Here is a 19,786-nt window from a genome sequence, read left to right as displayed (position 1 = left end):
ATCTGCCAAAGAGATAGAAATAAATCCTCGCCAACGCAGTTTGCTGACATCAATTCAAGGCCGTATACCCGTCTAAAACTAGGAATTCTTATCTAAGAAAGCCTCTAGTACATCTAAGACAGTTTTCTTTACATCATCATCTTTCTCATCTTGTAACATTTGAGCTAGATATTGTTTAATCTCAAGGCGTTGAAGTTTGAGCTCAATAAGTACATTTTTAGCTGATTGGCAAATGAATTTATTTTCACTTTTTAAAAAGCCCAAGATTATTTTTATGCTCTCACTATCTATTGATTGATTCTCAACGAGCGTAATCCGAGCTTCGTACCTGACATCGGGCTTTTTATCTCCTACAAACTTAGCGATTTCGCTTGTCATCTCGGGAGTGACGAGCTTCATCATTCGAAGTAGTTGAAGAGCATTATAACGCACTAACCACTTGTTGCTTTTTAGATGCTTCAATAGTCTGTCTCGCAACTCAGTATTTTTTGGTAAAATTTCAGCAAGCATAGTGACAAGTTGATTACTATATGAGCTAATATCCTCTAAAAGTATCGCTATGGCCTCTTCATCTTGTGGCTTTATCGCAACAAGTACATTTGAGACAGTTTTCTTGACATCATCAACTTTCTCACTTTGCAACATTCGAGCTAGCTCTTGCACAATCTCAGGACTCTGTGGCTTGATCTGGATAAGTACTTCTGCAGCTGATTGCTTAAAATTATTATTCTCGCCAGATAAAAGGCCTAAAATTATTTTTATGGTTTCATTATCTCTTGGTTTAATCTCCCCGAGTGTAGACTGAGCTTCTACGCGAATATGGTCGTATTTATCTTTCAAAAGATGAGCGATTTCGGATGAAATCTTAGGAGTGTCGAGTTTCATCATTCGAAGTAGTTGAATGGCTTTGTAACGAACATAGTACTCGTTGCTTTTTAGAAGCCCCAAAAGTTTATCCAGCAGCGGACCATCTTTTGGCATGGTTTGCGCGAGCATAGAAATAAGTTGATCATTACACGAGTCAATATCTTCTAAAAGTATTGCTATAGTCTCTTCATCTTTTGGCTTGATGGCGACAAGTACGCTTGAGACGGCTTCCCTTAAATCGTTATCTTTTTTCTCATCTCGCAACACTAAAGCTAGCTCTTGCGCAATCTTAGAACTCTGTGGTTTGATCTGTATAAGTATATCTCTAGCTTCCGTTCTGCGCCAAGAGTCTTGCCGCATTACGTGAGATTTTAAAGATTCTAAAAGTATTGCTATGGTCTCTTCATCTTGGGGCTTTATTGCAACAAGTGCAGTAAAGACAGTTTTTCTAAAATCAGGATCCTGTGCACCTTGCAATATTAAAGCTAGACCTTGCGCAGTCTCAGGGTTCTGTAGTTTTAATGGTGTATTTGCAGCGGCGTCCTCAAGTGCATCTGCAGCTTTTTTTCTGAGCATATAATTTTCGCTTTTTAAAAAGTCTAAAATATTTCTAAGAGGTTCTTCATCTGTTGGTTTAATATGACCAAGTGATAATAGGATTCCAATGCTGTCGCGTCTGATATTAGTGTCATCGCTTTTTGAGGCTTTAAAAATTAAGTTTAAAGTCTCTTCATCTTTTGGGTTGATCGCAATAAGTACCTTTGAAACAACTTCCCTCAGATAGGCATTCTCATCTTGCAACATTCGAGCCAGCTCTTGCGCAATCTCAGGACTCTGTGGTTCGATTAAGATAAGTACATCTGCAGCTCGTTCCACGATCCTAAAATAATTCTTGCCTGATAAAAAACCTAAAATTATTTTTATGGTTTCGCTATCTCTTGGTTTAATCTCATATAGTGCAGACCGAGCTTCTACGCCAATATTGTCGTATTGATCTCCCACAAGATGAGCAATTTCGGCTGAAATCTTAGGAGTGTTGAGCTTCATTATTCGAAGTAGTCGGATGGCATTGTAACGAACTGACAACTCGTTGCTTTTTAGAAGCTCCAAAAGTTTATCCAGTAGCGGACCATCTTTTGGCATGGTTTGCGCGAGCATAGAAATAATTTGATCATTACACGAGCCAAGACTCTCTAAAAGTATTGCTATAGTCTCTTCATCTTTTGGCTTGATAGCAACAAGTATGTTTGAAACATCTTTCCTCAGGTAGTCATTCTTATCTTGCAGCATTCGAGCCAGCTCTTGCGTAATCTTAGAACTCTGTGGTTTGATCTGTATAAGTACATCTCTAACTTCTTCTCGACGCAAAACTAGGTTAGACTTAAAAGAGTCTAAAAGTATAGTTAACGTCCCTTCATCATGCGGCTTTATCGCAACAAGTGCGGTAATGACAGTTTCTCTAAAATCAGGATCCTGTGCATCTTGCAATATTCGAGCTAGCTCTTGCGCAATCTTAGGATTTTGAGGATCGATTTTTGCAAGTGCATTTGTAACTGCCCACTTAAGCGTACAATTTTCGCTTTTTAAAAGTTTTAAAATAATTTTAAGATGCTCTTTGTCTATTGATTTAATACGACCAAGTAATAACAGGATTCCAATGCTGTCCTGCCTGATGTCAGCGTCATCACTTTTTGATGTCTTAAAAATTAAGTCTAAAGACTCTTTATCTTGAGGACGGATATTAACCAATGCTATGAAAGCCGCAATTCTTACTTTCGAATCCGGATCCTCTAAAAATCTAGCGATCGCTGCTGCGATTTTATTATTCGTCCGCAGATTATCGATAAGTAGTTGGATGACCAATGTGCGACTTGAAACACGAGTATCTTTAAGGGCAAGCCTTACTGTTTCATCCAGGTTTTGTTCTAAAAAAGCGTCAATACAGTTAACACGTCCGAAAATCGTTAACTCAGGATTCTTGTCCAAGTAACTAGATTCTAGCCCCAATGTCTTAAGCTTGCCTAAAAGGAGTGATTCATAAGCTTCAACAGTTTTTAGATTATTATTTTTGTTTAATGCATTAAAAATTCGATCATTCTTATTTTTTATGAGAGTAGAAAAATATTGAATGTCCTTAATGTACTGGGTCCCAAATTCTTCTTTAGATTTTAGCGTATTCAAGATTCTATAAACTGTATTGCTTCTGTTTGATGCTTCTAGTTCTAGAATGAATTCAGAAAGCTCAGCTTTGGATAATGGGTAATCATGGTTATTATTGTTGATTTCACCGCCTATGCTTACATTTGCATCGACTTGGTTACCTTGCTCAAAAGAAAGAACAATGCCTGTTAAATTGTTGTCTATGTGGTCGTAATCTCCTCTGTTATATCCTGAGGCTGGGCTATAATTCTGTATGGCAAGCCTGAGATTTTTATTTTGATATGAAATGTCAACCTCTTCTGCTCCATTGATATGAGCTTTGTATACTCCCATTATCGAGGGATAATTTATTAAGCTAGCAATATTTTTGCTGATGGGAAGAACAATATAGTTGACACCAAATTGGTATTTTATTTTTTCAAAGCCTCTTAAGATTAGCTCTGCTTCTTGCGCGGTGACATTAACTCCGCTGATGGTATGAATGTAAAGCGCCTTTTCAAGCTTACCGTTAATTGTTAGCGACACTTCTGTTGCACTCACATATCCTTTAAGCTGATCTTTTTTCTTTAAGCTTTTGATGAAAAAGACTCTTTCATGGGGATCATTTGGGTATGGAAATGAATATTGTGATGAGCAATCTCCGCCTACGCATCCACGAAAAATTCCAATCAGTGGAGGCACCTCAATAAGCTCAACACTGCGAGTTGCTAGCGTCCTTTGAGATATTGTCTGTGATGCATAGGTATTAAACTCTTTATTAACTCGGCCTAATACTTTGCTTAAATTAGCTTCTTGCGTCTCATTGTTTAGAAGTGAAGTAAGAATAGGTGTTAATGCATCATTATCAGTGAAGAATATCAAATCATCAGCTTTAAGTTTTTCTATTGACTCTTTGGCCTCATGCCAATTGTATGGATTAAGATGGTTCAATACTGCGCCTAGAGGAAAAGAGTCCAGAACATCGTTATCAGATAAAATACCATCGATGACTCCTTTTATCTTTTCAGTCGTTGGAAGATGGGGGAGACCAACTAGAAACTCGGAATTTTCGAGGATACAAGAGTATTTTTCAGCCATTGTATTGAATTGTTTGCATTTTATAAGAATGTCGTTTCTGCTTTTAAACTCTTTAATCAGTCTAGCCTTTTCTTTTTTATTTTTAGTTTCAACAACTCCAATTTTATTTAGTAGGACCAACGGATCTAATTCTAGGAATTTATGAGCTGTTATTGTTTGTAGAAATTCGCCTGGTGTTTTAAATACTTCTTGAACAAGTGCTACTTTTTTACCCAAACTATCTTTCCAAGAAAAAATTGCCTGTGGGTCGATTTGTACGTCTCCAATATAGATGTTGTCGTTTGGGCGAATGGTTAGGTTGAGATACTGTTTTCTATTAAAAATTTTATCAAAATCAGGCTGTTGTTTTAATTCTTCAACGAGCTCAGATTCATTTTCTAGTAGGGTAAAGAGATCAATGTCGTGTTTGGCTGCATCAGCAAATAGTTTTGGCACGTTTTTTTTTATATAAAGCAAAAAAACCAATTTTTCATAGTCTGTCTTTAAAGAAGGAAGAGTGAAATCACTGAAAGCCAAAGATGCAACAAAAAAAATTAATAAACCGAAAACAGCTCTCATTAAAACCCCTAGAATGCTAAAAAAACAAAAGAAAACAAATAGTTTTATAGTGATAATCTTTAATTAGTGAGAGATTTATTATGTTGTCGTGTGAAATTAAAGTGTCAATATATGTAAGGGACGCCGTGTGTCGTTATCTTAGTTTGTGTTGTGAAAAATGCCTTATCATCACCGTAGTTTCTTACTGCAACATACTGTTAACATAGAGGCTGCTTTTAAGTCTTTTTTGGTCAAAAGCTTAAGCAAAGCTCAAAAATGTTTTGAAAGTATTTTTACTAAGCTGAGAAAATATTTTTGTCCACAATTATTTGTCATCCCCGTTTTAAGCACTACCATCACTTATCATTCCCGCCTACGCGGGGATGACAAGGGATAATGGTCAATATGACACGTGATCGTAGTCAAAACAGGGATGATAAGTGACTGCGCTTAATTTTTATATTTATTTAACGTGTAAATATTTTGCTAAAACGGCATAACAACGCCATATTGATTTTCAAAACAGTCTCTTAGTTGTTTAATGCCACTTTCCTTGTTAGAAGATTTCTTCGAATAATATTTTTCTTGAATAAGCTGTGAAATTTCAAAGGAATCCTTAGCAATATCGATTCCTAAAATTGGGATAACTTATTGAAGACTTATGTTAATTATTTATGTTTGGAAAAAATGTATGAATATAAAATTTTTTTGTTGTTGCTTTGGGCTTGCTGCTCAACTTTCTTTAGCACAAAACTCAACGATGTCTCCTCCAAATTTGATGAGCATTGACTTTATCTGCAATAGCGAACCCGCTGCCAAGGTGACTAATAAAACACGGCCTTTTTTTGCAAAAAATCACGATGAGCAAAATTTTACGAGCTCTATTTTTAGCCCTGACTATCGCGTGGTTAAGCAGAATTTCGATAGGCTGATTAATTATGCGGGTGTATGCGATTACAATGATAGAGTTTTGAACGGCATTGGTGAAAGTGAGCTGCAAAGGATAGATAAAGAATTAAATACTCATTACTTTGATTTTGATGAAAAATATTTAGAGCTTCTCGTACAATTGACCAACATCAATGTTCGATATCCTCCACAACCAGTATCAAGAGGTGAGCGCAAGGAGGAGTGTGACATAAGGGAAAGCATCTGTTTGGCTTATAGCCAGTTCCTTTTTCTCGTAGAAAGTCGCGCTGATGTGCAAGCAAACAGTCTGTGGTATTTTAGAAATTCTGATATTCGAGTTATTAAGCAACTGCCTTATTCTTTTCAAAATGCAAACTCGGTAAGCCACATTAAAAGAGCAAGTGAATTATATAAAAAATTAGAAGGTTTTAAGTTTCAGTTAACTGCTATTTGTTCAAAGAATACAGTTGGTAAAAGTGTTGCAAAATCGCATCCGTATAGTAGGAATTCTGCGCCTACAAAGCATTCTAGAGGAGATGAGGTAAGCAAAAATTGGCAATTTATTAATGAGGTGCCAGGTAAGTAGAATTTTTACTCATTCTAAGCTTGATGCCTATGCTTTGTTGCTTGAAAAATTTTTACCGGTCTTTTTTAATTTGTGAATTTATTCTAGGGAAGAAGGGGTTTGATTGAGTCCCATCTGCTAGGTAGCTCCTCATGTATGTTTCACAACCCTCCCAAGTTGCTTTTAGTTATGCTCCAGGGAAAGTAATTCTCGTGGGTGAGCATGCGGTTGTTTATGGTGCCAAGGCTATCGCTGTGCCTATTGATTGCGGAGTACGGGTGGCAGTGATGCCCAGGCCAAAAGAATACACAGGGGCTGAGGGGCCTGTGTTAAGAGGATTAGGCCCATTTTTTATGGGCGAAGCATATTTAGATTCGACCAATGGCCCTCAGGTACTTAAATCTGCCTTAAGTTATTTGCGTAATAATCTTGGTAAGCATGTGAGTGAATTGGCAATTGTGGTTGAAGGATCACTGCCTTTAGGGACCGGCCTGGGATCATCTGCCGCCTTAAGTGTTGCTTTAGTAAAGGGTGTTTTTCGCTACTTATCGAGAGAGGCTGACGAATTCGAGCTAGAACGGCATGTTATGGCTTTAGAAAGTATTTTTCATGGCCAAGCTTCCGGGATTGATCATGCAGTTATTATGAGGAATGTAGCTCTTTCATTTCGAAAGACGGCAATATCTGTGGAAGTACATTCAATAAAATTGGCTTCTCCTATCACTTTAGTTCTTGGAATTGCTGGCCCACACGAGGGAACAAAAAATGCTGTTCGGGAACTTGGGCTTAGAAAAAATCGCCAAGAAAAAGCCTATGAACATATTTTTTTAGGACTTGATCAAATAGCTGATGAAATGGAATTTGCGTTGATCCAAGGTCATAAATCTCAGGTAGGGGATCTAATGAATATTGCTCAAGGCTATTTGAATGCGCTTTCTTTATCCACACCTCAGGTTGAAAAACTTTGCGCCATCGCGCGGGAGAGAGGCGCTTTAGGAGCAAAACTGACGGGGGCTGGAGGTGGTGGTGCTGTGATAGCCTTGGCTGATGGAAATGAAACAGATATCTTTAACGCTTTTAAGGCTGCTGGGTACCAAAGCTTGATTGTACAGGTGCGACCGAATGAATTATCGTAAGAAAAAAGCAAAATCAGATGCAGAAGCGATTTTATTTCTCAATGCCCTTGATCTGAATGAGCCAGCGCTTATAGAACTTGGTGGTGGGGACGAGGCTATTCGTTATTATGCTCGCTTGTCTCCTATTAAAGATAGCAACAAATTTAAGCTTCACCTGCACGAAGGTTCCTTGTTGCTCGATGCTTTGCGTATGAAAAGGTGTCTTCAAGTTAATATGCTTATCAAAGAATATCGCTGCGAAGCCTCAATCAGTCTGAGTGGTAGTGGAATTTTCATTGTTGTTTCCGAATATGCCAAAATAATGGACACTCAATTTAAAATGATTTTTAGTACCTAAGCTTGTTATTTAGAGGTTTTCTATGGTCAAGACATTGCTGTCTTTAGTTTTGTTGTTATCTGTGGCTGCATGTAATCATAATGACCGCATTTTAAAAAAAAACAAAGATTCCGAGGCTAGTGTCGCTCAACCAGAGCGCAAATATGAAGAAGATAAGACAGACAAAAAACATGGCGAAGCTTCTTCTGAAAACGAGGGAAAAAATATTAGTTTGGAAACAAGGCAGCTGCTGATTAAACAAAAAAATAATTTTCCGAGCATTTTAAGCGAGTTAAAAAAACAAGGGCGAAAAATTTCTCACTGGATTTGGTGGGTGTTTCCAACTGAAAAACCTGGTGCTAGTGAGCCCTTGCCTAAAACTAAGATCGAAGAGAAGGAAGTTGAATATGTGCTGCAAAATACTGATGTTGACCAATGGGCGGAAATTTTAGAAGAGATATTTGGCCTGTTGAAACAACATCAAAAGGGTGAATGGAAAACGAGTGGTGGTAATATTCCCAATAGCGATATCATTCCCGCTATCGATCATGGCCGCATAGAATTTGCTCTTACATTTTGGCTCACTAAGGCTCATGATGAGCTCAGCAAAAGACCAAGACTTTTTAAGGCCTTTGCTAATTTGAGAAATTTTGCTTGGTACGAATGGTGAAGAGGACTTAAGCTTATGAAAATATGCCCTTCTTGTAAGGATGAATATCTGGATTATATCGAAGTTTGTTACGTATGTGACAAAAAATTACTGAGCGAAGAAGAAGCAAAAGTTGCGCCACCAAATGCTGATAGACTTTTGTCAAAAGAAGAACTTCTAAAAGAAGTTACTGTGCCGCTGGTTGAGGGCGGTCTTTCCCAATGCCGAGAGCTTGAAAGAATTCTTGAAAAGTCACGAATTTCGTCTGCCGTCTATCCTGTCAATTTGGGGTGTAATGATGGAAGCGCTGTAGTTGGAACAACATCCTGCTCTATGAAATATGTTTTGTTGGTGAAAGAGAGCGATGTGGGTGCATGCAAAGAAGCACTTGAAGGTCAGTTTCATGCTCAGGTTGCTAAAGAAGGAAAAGGGCAGGTAGTAAATGAGGTTATCGATCTGTCTCAGGAAATGATTTCATGCCCTGCTTGTGGCGAGAGCGGAGAGTTAAAAGAAGGCGAATGTGCTTTTTGCGGTTTATTTTTAGGTGAGCATTAGAAGTAAGTTGAAATTCTTTGGCCCTTGGTAATTAATTCGTACGAGTGAAAAAAAATCTTCATAGCCAAAGAATAGTCGAGCTCTTGAACTGACCTCTAAAATCTTTGGAAAAACTTAGAGGCACTTTATTGACAGTATATGCTTAAGCTGGCTTAGTGTGTTCACCCGGTATTTAGGCGCGTAGCTCAGGGGTAGAGCGCTTCCTTGACATGGAAGAGGTCGCTGGTTCGAAACCTGCCGTGCCTACCAAATAGAATAGCTCCGCATGCGGGGCTTTTTTCGTTTTTAGGGAGATATCTATGTCTGATATTCAAATAAAACTTCCTGATGGCAGTTCTCGAGCATTGGCTCAGGGAGCCAATGCTCGAGAGCTTGCGCGATCTATTTCACCGCAGTTAGCGAAAAAGGTGGTGGTGGCTCTTGTTAATGGAAAGATTCAGGATTTGGCAGATCCGCTTAATGATGGTGATCAAGTCGTTTTGCTTGATGCAAAATGCTCAGAGGCCCATGACGTGATCAATCACAGCTGCGAGCATGTTTTGGCCGCTGCAGTGGTAGAATTATTTCCCCAAGCTCAAGTTACGATGGGACCTAAAAATCACCAAGAAGGTTTTTATTATGATTTTGATATAGGAAGACCTTTCTTGGAAGAAGATATTGCCCTGATTGAAAAAAAAATGGCCAGTCTTATTAAGTCCGGCATCAGTTTTAAAAAAAGCTGGAAAAATAAAGCTCAGGCTAGAGAGATTTTTGAAAAATTAGGACAAAGATACAAACCAGAGATTCTAGACTGGATCGATGGGGACAGTGTTACTCTGTATGAGAGCGCTCATTTTATTGATCTATGTCGTGGTCCTCATTTGCCATCCGGAAACTTTATTAAGGCTTTTAAGTTACTGGGTGTCTCTGGAAGTTATTGGAGAGGAGACTCATCAAAAGAGATGTTGCAGCGTATTAGTGGCGTGGCTTTTGCCTCTCAACAAGAGCTCGATGAGTATATTTTTCGTCTTGAAGAAGCTAAACGCCGCGATCACCGTAAACTTGGTCCTCGCCATAATCTCTTTTTTGTCTCTGAAAAATTTTCTTCTTGGGATGATAATCATGTCGCAAGCAGTGAGGCTCGGGTTGTTGTGTCTGTGCCTGCAGCTCATGTAGGTCATAACTCTTTGCAGAAAATTGTTGCGCATTTGGAAGACTTGCTTATGCAGCTCAAAGAAAAACTGCCAAGCAAAAGCTTGTCTTTGCGGGGGATAAATGTACTGCCAAAAAGTGAAGACTGTGAAAAGGCTGTTGCAGATCTCAGAATATTCTCCTGCGCTCAGGATGCAAAAGTCAGAAAAGATGTCTTGGATGAAGTTTTGCGCTTTAACCAGAAAAATAATGAGTGTGAAGTAAAGTGTCAGTATGAGACGCATGCTATTGAAGAAGTCGGTCCTGGCCTCGTGATGTGGCTTCCTGACGGTGGTCGACTGCGTACTTTGGTGGAAGATTTTTCCAAGAAACGCCACATGGATAATGGCTACGATATGGTTTATTCTCCTCACATTGCTAAAAGCGATCTATGGCGAATTTCTGGCCACTTAGGTTTTTATCAGGATTCTATGTTTGCCCCTATGAACGTGGAGGGTAATGAGTATTTGCTTAAACCAATGAACTGTCCCTTTCATGTACTGATGTATAAATTCAAACCACGCAGCTATCGTGAATTGCCTTTGCGCTTGGCTGAATTTGGCACTGTTTACCGCTATGAATTAGCTGGAGTTTTGCACGGTCTCATGCGCGTGAGAGGATTTACTCAGGATGATGCCCATCTTTTTTGTCGCTGGGACCAATTAGATGAAGAGCTTGATAAAGTTTTAACTTTTGTTTTGAGTATGCTTAAGGCTTTTGGTTTTAGTGATTTTGAAGTCAATATTTCTACCAGGCCTGAAAAATATGTAGGTGATTTAAATGATTGGGTACGTGCAGAAAAAAGCCTGAAATTGGCGGTAGAGCGAACAAAATTGTCGTTTCAGACCGATGAAGGGGGCGGAGCATTCTATGGCCCTAAGATTGATATAAAACTTAAAGATTGTTTAGGGCGTATGTGGCAATGCTCGACTGTTCAACTTGATTTTAATAACCCTGAACGTTTTGATTTAAGCTTTATCAATAATAATGGGGAAAAAGAACGCCCTGTTATGTTGCATCGCGCTCTATTTGGTTCGGTCGAACGTTTTATTGGGATTTTGATCGAGCATTATGCAGGAGCTTTTCCTGCATGGCTCTCGCCTAAGCAAGTGAGGGTTTTAACTGTTAGTGATAAGCATAATGATCATGCTATGAAGGTTGCTCAAGCTCTCACAGGTGCAGGTATTAGAGCAGAATTTAAAGAAAGCCACGATAAATTAGGAGCGAAAATTCGTGATGCCCAGTTAGATAAAATTCCTATGATGGTGATAGTTGGTGACCAAGAAGTAAAGGAGAATGGCGGTACGCTGCGTTTAAGGTCGCAGGAAGTCAAAGGTTTTTATCCGTTAGATGCGTTGGTAGAGCTTATCCGTGATGAATGCAAGCAGCCTGTATAAGGTGAGAAGGTGTTGTTACCCCATTGCCAATAAAATCTGTGGCGGGAAAATCACGAAATAAGAAAATAACTTTAGGTTATGTGTAAAACAATGAATTATGGAGCAAGAATGAGCATGTCCAACCCAGGGGGGGGAGATTTTTCATCACAGCAGGGGCGCAAAGAACGATTTGATGAGCCAAGAGTCAATCGCCGTATTCGGGTGCCTGAAATTAGGGTAATCGGTGAAGATGGCGAACAGCTAGGAATTATGCCGACTATACAAGCCCTTAGACGAGCAGAACAAGCTAATCTTGACTTGGTGGAGGTTCAGCCACGTGCAAAGCCTCCTGTCTGTAAAATAATGGATTATGGCAAGTACAAGTATGAGCAAAGCCGTAAGTTGGCTGAATCAAAGAAAAAACAACAGCAGATAGAGCTCAAAGAAATTAAGTTTCGCCCTAAAACAGGCGATCATGATTTTGAAGTGAAGGTAAAAAGTTTAAGACGCTTTTTGGATAAAGGTGATAAGGGCAAGGTAACTGTTATGTTTCGCGGGCGCGAAATCGTTCACCCTGAAGTGGGGCGCGAAATGCTCAATCGGGTGATAGAAGCCTTAGGCGAAGACGCAATAATTGAGCAAAATCCAAGACTTGAAGGGCGGCAGATGGTGATGATTGTTGCGCCTGGCCGCAATGGTAGTAAGAAATCTGCATAAAGCAAAGTACAATTTCGGTAAGTCGGTATTGCGCATACGGGCAAATATATATATCTGCTCACTGACTTTGTTTTTTTAGTAGTTTAGAGAATATAAGGAATAAGATCCATGGCAGGATGTAACAAAGCTCGTGGTTTGAATAAACCAAAGATGAAAAGTAACCGCGCAGCTAAGAAGCGTTTTTCTCTGACAGGTACAGGTCTCGTGAAATATAAGAAGAAAAATCTTAGACACGGGATGTCCAATAAAAATCGTAAACGCAAACGCAATCTACGTAAAGCTGGCATTATGAGCGCAGGCGATGCTGGTTTAGTCATGAGATCGCTAGCAGTTTAGTTATTAATTTTTAAGAGGTTATTTATGGCTCGCGTAAAAGGTGGAGTGGTAACTCGTCGTCGCCACAAAAGAGTATTGAAGAGAGCAAGCGGTTACTACGGTAAGAAAAGCCGTTTGTTCAAATTAGCAAATCAGACAGTAAATCGCGCTATGGCGTTTGCTTTCCGTGATCGTAAACAGAAGAAACGTGAATTTCGTCAATTGTGGATAGCTCGGATTAATGCTGCAGTTCGTGAACACGGTTTGAGCTACAGCGCATTTATCGGTGGATTAAAAAAACATAACGTTGCTCTCGATAGACGCGTATTGGCTGAATTAGCCTGTTTTGATGCACCAGGTTTTAAGGCCGTGGTAGATTCGATCAAATAATACCCAAGTCAGGGCCTGATCGATTTCTGTAAAATTGCTTGTGGATTTATTCATGCAAACTCCTAATGAAACTTCTGTGCCCGATCTGAAATCCGCCTTGTTAAAACTTAAAGACGAGGCGCTTTCGAAATTTTATGAAGCTCAAAGTAAAGAGCAGCTGAATGTTCTTAAAGCGTTTTACTTAGGTAAGAAGGGCGAACTCAAAAAAGTGTTGTCTTCTCTTGGCAAGATTCCCGCTCAGGCGAGAGCTGATCTAGGCAAAGTAGCTAATGAAGTTAGAGACAGTCTCTTGAGTGAACTTGATATCAAAGAAAGAGCACTCAATGATGCAGCAAAAAGTGCACAACTTAAGAAAGCTATAGATACAACATTGCCTGGCCGCAGTCACGATTTCGGTGCGCTTCACCCTTTGACTGAAACTGCCGAGACAATTTTTGCGGTGTTGGAAAAGCTTGGCTTCGTAAAAGCAAGTGGCCCGGAAATTGAACACGATTTTTATAATTTTGAGGCATTAAATATTCCCAAAAGTCACCCCGCACGTGATATGCAGGATACCTTCTATGTCAGTGATGATGTGGTGCTTCGCACTCATACGAGTCCTGTCCAAATTAGGGCTATGTTTGCCAAAAAAGATCCGCCATTACGTATCATGAGTTTTGGACGGGTTTTTAGGCGTGATGACGATATTACTCACTCGCCCATGTTCACTCAGATAGAAGGCCTTTATGTCGACGAGCATGTTTCTCTTGCAGACCTTAAAGGGACACTTTCTGCTTTTGCTGCAGGTGTTTTTTCTAAAAGTGCTCATATTAGAATGAGACCAAGCTACTTCCCATTCACAGAACCATCAATGGAAGTTGATGTAAGTTGTTTTGCCTGTGATAAAGATCCTGCGTGCAGGTTATGTAAAGGCACCGGATGGATTGAAATTTTAGGAGCCGGCATGGTTGACCCTGCGGTATTCACCGCATGTGGGTACGACAGTGAGAAGTACCGTGGTTTTGCCTTTGGTCTCGGAGTTGAGCGAATAGCAATGCTGCGTCATGGTATCCCAGATATTCGTTTATTTTACGAAAATGACGTGCGTTTTCTTCGGCAATTTTAAATTTTTAAGGTGGAGCGAATTTCAGTAATGGCTTGCCTTTGGAGCTTCCATGCAAATTAGTCTCAATTGGCTCAAGGATTATCTCGATATCAAAGCTGAGACAGATGTTGAGCAGTTATGCCAGTCGCTCACCATGGCTGGTCTTGAAGTAGAAAGTGTTACACCATTAAAAGATTTTAATGACGTAGTTATAACATTGGGTGTTACGCCAAATCGTGCGGATGCTCTTAGTCATTTGGGCATTTCTCGAGAACTTGCGGCAATATTGGATTTGGGGACACGCTCTCCCATGCTTTCTCTTAAAGAAATGGCGGGGCCCGTGCATGAAAAAGTTTCTATTGAAATAGAAAATGCAGAGGACTGTCCTCGTTATGCCCTAAGAGTAATCGAAAATGTAAAAGTTCAGGAAAGCCCAGATTGGATACAAAAGCGCCTGGAAGCATGTGGAATTCGTCCGATAAATAATATTGTTGATATTACCAATTATGTCATGCTTGATCGTGGTCAGCCTATGCATGCTTTTGACTTTGATCGTTTAGCCAAAGATGGCATGAGACTTAAAATATCAGTACGTCGTGCATGTGACGGTGAAAAAATCACCGTTTTAGAGGGAAGCGAAATAGAGCTGAGCGCTCATGATGTGGTAATCGCCGATGCTGCTGGCCCAATTGCCTTAGCTGGGGTGATAGGCGGATCTGACAGCGCAATCAGTCATAAAACCACGACTGTTGTGCTTGAATCAGCCTATTTTGAGCCTAAAAATGTGCGCTTAAGTGCGCGTCATCATAATTTTTCTACCGAAAGCAGTTACCGTTTTGAAAGAGGAACTGACCCTAATGGAGTTGTGGATGCACTCAATTATGCAGCTCGATTAATTGTTGAAACAAGTGAAGCGAAGGCTTGTAGAGATCTTATCGATGCGTATAGGAAACGTATTGATCCTTTAGAAATACACATGCGACCTGAGCGTGCTCAGGAAGTTTTGGGAATGGATCCTGAAACCTTCGATCAAGATATCTTACGTAGAAAATTTTTACGTCTTGGTATTGAAACTGTAGCAAAACGTGGCGATGCTATTTATTTCCGAGTACCTACTTTCCGTTCTGACCTGACAAGGGAAATTGATCTAATAGAAGAAGCCGCGCGTATGATTGGCTATGATAAGGTTAATGAAAGTCTGGTTGGAACTATTAAAGATGCCTATTTATTTACTGATCCAAAAATAGAATCAGCTCTTAAAAAGCTGCGGGCTCGTCTTGTAGCCAGAGGTTTTTTGGAGGCCATAAATTATGCTTTTATCAGCAAAGAATATCAAAAACATTTTATAAACGATTCGCAGGAGCTTGTTGAAGTGCTCAATCCCTTGAGCGAACGCTACAGTGTGATGCGCGCAAGTCTCATACCAGGTCTTGTTAAAAATGTATTGCACAACCAAAGAAACCAAGAACCCAGTATCCAGCTTTTTGAAATTGGTACTGTTTTTTTGGGTAAGCGAGGTGAGGAAATCCAGCCAAATCCAGATCAGCTTTCCGGTAGTTTAGATTCAGATAGTTTTGCTGTTGAACGCCAATATTTTTCTGGAGTAATGACTGGTCTTGGAAGCTACAGAGCTTTTGATGCCCCCGAAACTCCAAGAGACTTTTATCACCTGAAAGGTGTTTTAAGTGAGTGCTTAAGTGCTTTAGGTCTGGGGAAGGATGGAGATAATGCTTCGCTTAGTTTCTCTCATGGAGCTCAAGAGTGTTATGTGCACCCAGGCCATAGTATAAGTGTTTTCATCGATGATGAATGGGCCGGTTGTTTTGGTAAGCTTCACCCAGATATTGCTTCGTCCTTGGATGTGGAGGGAGATGTATTTGTTTTTGAATTTGATTTGCATAAAATATCAAACCAGGCAGCAAAGGTAGCACACTACAAAGCATTTTCACGCTTTCCAGCAATAAACAGAGATGTTGCTTTTGTTATGGATGAATCGGTGTTGGTTGGAGATATATTTTCTTTAGCCAATGAGATAAATGAAAAATACAAAAATCTTTGTCAGGTAAGTATTTTTGATGTTTACCGCGGAAAAAACATTGGTGATGCAAAAAAATCTGTTGCCTTCAGACTAAGCTTTCAGCATCAAGAGCGTACTTTAGTTGATGAAGATGTGGATGTTTTTATGCAGGATTTTATAGATAAAGCTCGTGAAAAAACAGGTGCCACAGTGCGATAGAGGGATTTGGTTTATTTTGCACTACTGTTTGTCTGGTGATGTAAACAGAATGTTGAAAGGCTTCTTAATAAATTTTTGAACGATTCCGCAGCGCACGCGAGGACTTAGTGGGAAATTTATTAAGAAGCCTTTCAACATTTTCTGGACAGAACCTATGGTTTGATTGTGTTATTATCTTGCTGTTGATTTAGTTGTTTTAATATTAAGAATTCGGTGAAATTGTGGCGAAAAAAAATATTAAATATTGTTAGTGTTAGCAGTGTAATAGTTTGTCGTTTAAAATTCTTTTAGTTTTTATTCAATAATTTGACTTTGCACAGTGCTAAATGGTCTTCTAAATATGACGGCAAAAAAATTGTCATTGACGTCGGGAAAGGTATCACATGACCACCTTGATGGAAGTACAATGGCAGACAGTAAGTAAGGGTGTTCCATGGTAGAAAGTGCGGCTCATGATTCAAAGACGTTAACCAAAGCTGATATTGTGGAAAGCGTTCACCGCAAGATTGGATTTTCAAAAAAAGACTCTGCAGAAATTACGGAAAAAGTTTTCGAGTCGATTAAAAAATCTCTTGAAAGGGGTGAGTACGTTAAACTTTCGGGCTTTGGTAAATTTGAAGTGCGACAAAAGCGTAAACGAAGAGGGCGAAACCCGCAGACCGGAGAGGAAATAGAAATTACTGAGCGCAAAGTACTGTCATTCAAAGCAAGCCAAATTTTGCGTCATGCTTTATTGGAAAGCAAAGATGGCGAAGATAAATAAACTATCAAAAAATTATTGATGTAAAAATTTAAGATGATTTTAAGTAGATACACAGGCCAAAGAAATAATTTGCTTTCTTTGGCTTTGTTAATTGGTTTTTAGGTTTTTCTCAAGAAAATTTTTTTGGGCACCAAGAGAACAAAGTTTTGGAAGGGCTCTCTTGTTATCAAAAAAGTTAATTTTAATAAAGCCCAGGAAAAATAATAGTCGCTGCTATTCTCGAATTGTCAGTTGATAGCGCTTTGTTTTTAGCTCATAGCGAAAACTATTTTGAGTGAATAAATACGTGTCACCTTGAGCTATTCTTTTTTCAGGATTTTTAAATTCTTTTACACACCTAAGCTGGAAATACAGTTCTTGAGGTAATTGAGCGGTACTTTGTTTTTCTATTTGGCTTAATAAAACTTCTATATTTTTGAGTTGGTCACCATTGTTGTCTTTCGAAAATAGCCCAACGCTACCATGCCATGGCGATTTACCTGCTGCTTCTTTTAATTTTTCAGAAAACTCTACACTGCAAGAATCCCAATCTTTTTTAGAAAGAGCATCTTTTAATTCTAGCTTTAATGCTTGTGTTTTTGAGATTGTGTTCGATACAGAAGCTACCTTGAATAGTGAAGGAAGGTTATAATTAAGAACAAATTCTCGCTGACTCTCGCCAGTCCATTTAGTTTTTATTTTTATGTCTCTTTTATTTTCATCGAGTTGAGCTTTTTCCTTCAGGCTAACTCCTTCGGCACGGTAAACAAAACCATTGCCACCAACGGATGCCGTCGCTCTCTTTTTTGGCTGCGCAATCATTTTGTTGTTAACCCAAACCTCATCGATAGTAAAACTTCCCACTGGACCAGAATGATATGCAAGATCAAGTTCCGCTTCACTGCTGCCCAGTATCCTGGATAAATAAATGGTTGCATGGATATCTTTAGCATTAATATCCGATCCACAATAACTAAAGAAAAATATGAGAATTAAAGGTAAAGAAATTTTCAGTAGTTTTTGCATGTATTTTTCCTGTTTGCTTAAAAAAATAAAAAGTATTTTAAAAAGCACTTTGATCTGGATCAAGACAGTTCTAATACCTTTTCCAGATTTCATAATCATTGTTTAGAGACAATATTCATTTCATACGAAGTTATAGGAAGAGCTGTTTTACAGAGCAGCCGCAGATTTAAGCTCATCTCGATATTTTCAAATGAGCTTTTGTTAAGGCACATATCGAACTCCTATTTTGGGAGCTCGATGCTTTTGGGAAATTCTTTTTTTATATTTTGAAGTGCTTTTATAAGTGGTTGGTCAGTTCGCTAAGGTATCTTTGCTTGAATAGTGTCCTATTATTAATCTGTATGAACCTTGCATGACGATTTAATAATTTTCAGCAAACTTGGGCTATTACCACGCTTGATTTATGCTGTAAGTTTAATAACTAAAATTAGAAATTTCAATCGGTTGCAGTATTGTATAGATGACACATTGTATTGATTTGAAGCTATAGAAGGAGCGAGGGCGAGCGTGATAGCAAGAGAAATATTGATGAATGAAACACTTCCCAAAAAAAATTTTTTTAAATTATCAGAAGTAGCTAATTTATTAAGAGTTAAACCCCACGAAATTCATTTTTGGGAAACAGAATTTCCGCAAATTCGCTCGCAAAAATCTCAAAACGGTGTGCGTATTTACCGTAAGAAGGATGTAGTACTTTTTTCTGCTGTTAAGCACTTGCTTCATGAGCGCAAATTCACAGTATCTGGTGCGCGGCGTGTACTGACTGAATCTGATACGATGCTTGATGAAATCACATCGACAAGAAAGGAGCCAGAGGTTCTAAATACTGCAGTGCTATCTCCCGCTGTGCCTGCCAAAGAAGGTGAGGGAAAGCTTAGTTTAGAATCAGAAATTCTACAGGAGGCTGCGGCTATTTTGGATTCTCAAGATGAATATGATGAACAAACTCATAAAATTTATCAAAGCTGTGCAGACGAATTAGATGATGCTCTGCAGATTAACATTGAACCCAATCATGCTGGCGAAATACTAAATGCAGCAATAAATAAACAGAAAGAAGAACTGCACACCAAGCTGTATTTGAGTAAAGCCGAACAACAAAGGGCTTTAGATTTATTGATGGCATCAAAAAAATCACTTAACGAGGTTTTATTATCTTTGGATAAAATAAAACCATCCGATTTTTGGGGCGATTTTTAACTTAACCGCTTTTACCTAAATTTTTGATGCTTACTATAGCCATAGGGGTGGTGGTTGTGGCTATTTTTGCGATGCTGTTGAGGATAAGCGTAGTAATTGTCGTCGTAAGCATCTTTGAAACCATATCCGTTGTAAAGTCGGTCTGCAGGATCGTAGAAAAATTTTCCATCATAACCATCGTAGGCTTCAGTCCAAGGGTAGCTTTGGCCTTGGTAGATCTTTCTTAAATAAGGCCTGCAGGCTTTGGCTGTGTTGATAATATGAGCGGGATATCTCAAGGGATTGCAATAGTAGGGTAGCTGGCCGATGAACGGGCCAACGTAGTTATCATCGTTTTCGCTCAATTGGCTCTCTTTTCTGATACTCGTTGAGTTATTTGTTTTTTCTTGGGGAGAATTTTTTGTGCTTTTAGAGGCGAGACTAAGCTCTGAGTGTAGATCTTCGTTCCTCTGCGATTCATTAAGTAGCTTCGTTTCCTCTGGTGCTTCTTGCTTAGACCTTCTTCCTGCAAGGTAAGCTTGAAGTAAATCATCGTTCCCGCATGATGAAACTATGATCACGGAGGATATGCTTGCTGCTAAGCATCCTATTTTTATAACTAATTTCATGTAATCCCCCAAACGGAGCTGCGGGTAAAAGTAAGCTATTTTTTTAAGCAGCCTAGTGTAATAATTTACTTTTTTATATGCACATAAATTTTACAAAGTAAGATCCTGTTTTGGAGGTTGTTTGGTGAAAAAATACTTTTGAATTGTTAAG

The 19,786-nt window shown here is 39.1% G+C and carries 16 protein-coding genes and 1 tRNA gene; 14 read left to right on the top strand and 3 right to left on the bottom strand.

What is annotated here, in order from left to right; genetic code table 11:
• Nucleotides 1–78: 78 nt before the first annotated feature.
• On the bottom strand, nucleotides 79–4,662 hold the full coding sequence (locus H6731_02215) for a HEAT repeat domain-containing protein (protein USN51242.1): 4,584 nt from the start codon (nucleotides 4,660–4,662) through the stop codon (nucleotides 79–81).
• A 670-nt stretch (nucleotides 4,663–5,332) separates the two neighbouring features.
• Between H6731_02215 and H6731_02210 the strand changes: the two genes are divergently transcribed.
• From H6731_02210 to H6731_02150, 13 genes are all read left to right on the top strand, one after another.
• Nucleotides 5,333–6,136 carry a hypothetical protein gene (locus tag H6731_02210; protein USN51241.1) on the top strand — a complete coding sequence of 268 codons (804 nt, stop codon included), beginning with the start codon at nucleotides 5,333–5,335 and terminating at the stop codon, nucleotides 6,134–6,136.
• A gap of 131 nt (nucleotides 6,137–6,267) precedes the next feature.
• Nucleotides 6,268–7,251, top strand: coding sequence for a mevalonate kinase (gene mvk, locus H6731_02205; GenBank protein ID USN51240.1), 984 nt, complete (start codon nucleotides 6,268–6,270; stop codon nucleotides 7,249–7,251).
• Entirely contained in the window at nucleotides 7,238–7,588 is a 351-nt protein-coding gene (locus H6731_02200; GenBank protein USN51239.1) for a hypothetical protein, read from the top strand. The genes mvk and H6731_02200 overlap by 14 nt, the downstream gene beginning before the upstream one ends.
• A gap of 22 nt (nucleotides 7,589–7,610) precedes the next feature.
• Complete coding sequence (locus tag H6731_02195) at nucleotides 7,611–8,237, top strand: DUF1810 family protein (GenBank protein ID USN51238.1); 627 nt, start codon at nucleotides 7,611–7,613, stop codon at nucleotides 8,235–8,237.
• Between the two features lie 15 nt (nucleotides 8,238–8,252).
• The gene (locus tag H6731_02190) at nucleotides 8,253–8,771 is read left to right on the top strand and encodes a hypothetical protein (protein USN51237.1); all 519 of its coding nucleotides are present in this window, start codon (nucleotides 8,253–8,255) and stop codon (nucleotides 8,769–8,771) included.
• 174 nt (nucleotides 8,772–8,945) lie between these two features.
• Nucleotides 8,946–9,020 (top strand) — tRNA-Val (locus H6731_02185).
• Between the two features lie 50 nt (nucleotides 9,021–9,070).
• Entirely contained in the window at nucleotides 9,071–11,338 is a 2,268-nt protein-coding gene (gene thrS, locus H6731_02180) for a threonine--tRNA ligase (protein ID USN51236.1), read from the top strand.
• Nucleotides 11,339–11,452: 114 nt separating this feature from the next.
• The gene (gene infC / locus H6731_02175) at nucleotides 11,453–12,034 is read left to right on the top strand and encodes a translation initiation factor IF-3 (GenBank protein ID USN51919.1); all 582 of its coding nucleotides are present in this window, start codon (nucleotides 11,453–11,455) and stop codon (nucleotides 12,032–12,034) included.
• Between the two features lie 108 nt (nucleotides 12,035–12,142).
• Entirely contained in the window at nucleotides 12,143–12,370 is a 228-nt protein-coding gene (gene rpmI / locus H6731_02170) for a 50S ribosomal protein L35 (GenBank protein USN51235.1), read from the top strand.
• A 24-nt stretch (nucleotides 12,371–12,394) separates the two neighbouring features.
• Nucleotides 12,395–12,739 carry a 50S ribosomal protein L20 gene (gene rplT / locus H6731_02165; protein USN51234.1) on the top strand — a complete coding sequence of 115 codons (345 nt, stop codon included), beginning with the start codon at nucleotides 12,395–12,397 and terminating at the stop codon, nucleotides 12,737–12,739.
• A gap of 85 nt (nucleotides 12,740–12,824) precedes the next feature.
• The gene (gene pheS, locus H6731_02160) at nucleotides 12,825–13,844 is read left to right on the top strand and encodes a phenylalanine--tRNA ligase subunit alpha (protein ID USN51918.1); all 1,020 of its coding nucleotides are present in this window, start codon (nucleotides 12,825–12,827) and stop codon (nucleotides 13,842–13,844) included.
• 49 nt (nucleotides 13,845–13,893) lie between these two features.
• On the top strand, nucleotides 13,894–16,059 hold the full coding sequence (locus H6731_02155; protein ID USN51233.1) for a phenylalanine--tRNA ligase subunit beta: 2,166 nt from the start codon (nucleotides 13,894–13,896) through the stop codon (nucleotides 16,057–16,059).
• A gap of 433 nt (nucleotides 16,060–16,492) precedes the next feature.
• Entirely contained in the window at nucleotides 16,493–16,822 is a 330-nt protein-coding gene (locus H6731_02150; GenBank protein USN51232.1) for an integration host factor subunit alpha, read from the top strand.
• A gap of 213 nt (nucleotides 16,823–17,035) precedes the next feature.
• On the opposite strand, the gene H6731_02145 is transcribed toward H6731_02150, so the two are convergent.
• Nucleotides 17,036–17,827 (bottom strand): hypothetical protein, encoded by a 792-nt coding sequence (locus tag H6731_02145; protein USN51231.1) that lies wholly within the window; start codon nucleotides 17,825–17,827, stop codon nucleotides 17,036–17,038.
• 528 nt (nucleotides 17,828–18,355) lie between these two features.
• On the opposite strand from H6731_02145, the gene H6731_02140 reads away from it, so the two are divergent.
• Entirely contained in the window at nucleotides 18,356–19,027 is a 672-nt protein-coding gene (locus H6731_02140; protein USN51230.1) for a MerR family transcriptional regulator, read from the top strand.
• A gap of 11 nt (nucleotides 19,028–19,038) precedes the next feature.
• Here the strand turns inward: H6731_02140 and H6731_02135 are convergent, their stop codons facing one another.
• A complete protein-coding gene (locus tag H6731_02135) occupies nucleotides 19,039–19,635 on the bottom strand; it encodes a hypothetical protein (protein USN51229.1) in 597 nt (198 codons plus the stop codon).
• Nucleotides 19,636–19,786 lie beyond the last annotated feature (151 nt).

The sequence above is a fragment of the Myxococcales bacterium genome, assembly GCA_023898405.1.
GTDB lineage: Bacteria > Myxococcota > UBA727 > UBA727 > JABDBI01.
Note: the sequence above shows the minus strand (reverse complement) of the source record. Positions and strands in the feature narration are given on the sequence as shown.